Annotated in this window: 2 protein-coding genes; one reads left to right on the forward strand and one right to left on the reverse strand. The window is 60.4% G+C overall.

The features are described 5' to 3' along the window. A partial coding sequence (locus ACZ2IA_RS22615; RefSeq protein ID WP_470294842.1) for a hypothetical protein occupies positions 1 to 209 on the forward strand: 209 nt, incomplete at its 5' end. A gap of 171 nt (positions 210 to 380) precedes the next feature. Here ACZ2IA_RS22615 and rnr read toward each other — a convergent pair. Then, the gene (gene rnr / locus ACZ2IA_RS22620) at positions 381 to 2,627 is read right to left on the reverse strand and encodes a ribonuclease R (RefSeq protein WP_470294843.1); all 2,247 of its coding nucleotides are present in this window, start codon (positions 2,625 to 2,627) and stop codon (positions 381 to 383) included. Between the last annotated feature and the right edge of the window lie 151 nt (positions 2,628 to 2,778).

Here is a 2,778-nt window from a genome sequence, read left to right on the forward strand (position 1 = left end):
TTAAAGAGCAGTTGCGGCTGACTGGCTTCGTTTCGCTGTGTCAGCAGCAGAGGAGGCGAACTATACCCCCCCACCCCGACCTCGTCAACACCTCCCCACGAAGAAAAGTGAAGAATCTGGCCATCATTCTGCCAAACCAGCCTCAAGCCGCTGATTGGCAACAGAATATGAAATTCGACTGTTTACACAAATCATTAACCACCGGCTGAAATCCCGCCGCTGACGGTCGTTTCAGCCGGGAACCGGCCCTGAAATCCCGGCCGTTAACCCTGTTCTATTACCCCGAAAAGCAAAAAGCTTGGCCGAACTGTCGTTCGGCCAAGCTTTTCATGCCATCTCATACTATAGAAGGCCAGCTGCTCTATAGAGGCAATCGCCCGTCACGCCGCGCTCGCCTTGCGCTTGCGACTGCGCTTGGCCGGCTTGTCCTCCTCGGTCGAGACTGCCGTTGCTGCCTTCGGCGCCACCAACACGAAGTCGACCTTGGAGCTCTCCAGGTCGGCGCGCGCCACCTTGACGGTCAACTGGTCGCCCAAGCGGTATTCGACACCGCTCTTCTCTCCGACGATCGCCATCACCTCCGGCTTGTAATGGAAGTAGTCCTTGCCGAGTTCGGAGATGTGCACCAGTCCTTCCGCATGAATATCGTCGAGCATCACGAACACGCCGAAGCTGGTCACTGCACTGATCTTGCCGGTGAACACCTCGCCGAGCTTGTCGCGCATATAGAAGGTTTTCAGCCAGGCTTCGACGTCGCGGCTGGCGTCGTCGGCACGCCGCTCGGTCGTCGAGCAATGCTCGCCCAACTGCAACCACTTCTGCGCCGGTTTGTACTCCTTGCCGGCCAGCACCGCCTTGATCGAGCGATGCACTAACAGGTCCGGATAGCGACGGATCGGCGAGGTGAAGTGGGTATACGCCTCGTACGACAAACCGAAGTGACCGATGTTGTTCGGCGCATAGACCGCCTGGCGCATCGAACGCAACAGCATGGTCTGCAGCGCTTCGGCGTCGGGACGCCCATCGATTCGCTCGGCCAGGGCTGCATAGTCCTTGGTGGTTGGTTTCTCGCCGCCTTCCAGCGACAGACCGGCAAGGTTGAGGAACTTGCGCAGATTGTCGAGTTTCTCCGACGTCGGACCTTCGTGGACGCGGAACAAGCACGGCTGCTTGTGCTTGAGCAAGAAGTCGGCCGAACACACGTTGGCGGCCAGCATGCATTCTTCGATCAGACGGTGCGCGTCGTTGCGCACCACCGGCACGATCCGTTCGATCTTGCCGTCGTCGTTGAACAGCATCTGGGTCTCGAAGCTGTCGAACTCGATCGCGCCACGCTGGTTGCGCGCGGCCAAGAGCTTCTTGAACAGATCGTAGAGTACGTCGATCTGCGGCTTTTGCGGGTGGTCGCTGCCGTGCTGCACCCAGTCCCAGACCTGGTTGTAGGTGAGCCGTGCGCGCGACTGCATCACGCCAGGATAGAAACGGTAGCCGGTGACCTGGCCCTGCGCGGAGATCTGCATGTCGCAGACCATGCACAGGCGTTCGACGTCCGGATTGAGCGAGCAGATGCCGTTGGACAGCGCCTCGGGCAGCATCGGGATCACCCGGCGCGGGAAGTAGACCGAGGTGCCACGATCCAGCGCGTCGACGTCGAGCGCATCGCTCGGCTGCACGTAATAGCTGACGTCGGCAATCGCCACCACCAGCCGGAAGTCCTGGCCGACCCGCTCGGCGAATACCGCGTCGTCGAAGTCGCGCGAGGTTTCGCCGTCGATCGTCACCAGGGGCAGGTCGCGGATGTCTTCGCGATCCTTGCTATCGAAGTCTTTCTTGCGCACCGTCTTCGGCGTCTTCTGGGCCTGCTCGACCGCCGCGTCGCTGAAGCGGTACGGCAGCACGTGTTTGCGCAGCGCGATCTCGATTTCCATGCCCGGGTCGGCGTAGGCACCGAGCACCTCGATCACTCGGCCGATCGGCTGGCGGTAGGCATCGGGCTGAACGAGGATTTCGACCATCACCACCTGGGCGTGCAGCGCCGGCCCCTGGCCACCCGGTTCGATCAGGATGTCCTGGTTAATGCGGCGGTCTTCCGCCACCACCATCCAGACGCCGCGCTCGTGATAGATACGGCCGATCACCTGCTTGACCGCCCGCTCCAATACCTCAACCACCCGCCCTTCTCTGCGGCCGCGTCGGTCGGTGCCGACCACGCTCACCAGGACCTGGTCACCGTGCAGCACCTTGTGCATCTCGCGCTCGGACAGGAACAGGTCGTCGCCGCCCTCTTCGGGGATAGCGAAGCCAAAACCATCGCGGTGTCCCTGGACGGTGCACTTGATCAGGTCGAGCTTGCCGGCAACGCAGACCGCGCCCTTGCGGTTGATGATGACCTGGCCGTCGCGCTCCATCGCGACCAGCCGGCGTTCGAAATAACGGAGTTCGTCTTTGTGGATGGACAGTAGGTCGGCCAGTTCGGCCGGGTACATCGGTACGCCCTGCTCGGCGAGCAAGGCCAAAACATATTCACGACTCGGTAATGGATTGTCGTATTTGAGCTTTTCCCGTTGCAGGTGTGGATCCTGCTCGCGCAGGGTCAGTTCTTTTTGGTTTTTCTGCTTTTTAGGCATTGACAACCTCGTTCGGGTCTATATAATCCGCAATTCGTTGTTGCGCTGTGTCGGAAATGATACAGCAAAGCAGTGCCCAGGTGGCGGAATTGGTAGACGCACTAGGTTCAGGTCCTAGCGGTGGCAACACTGTGGAAGTTCGAGTCTTCTC

The sequence above is a fragment of the Crenobacter sp. CS_VA4 genome, from assembly GCF_055597485.1.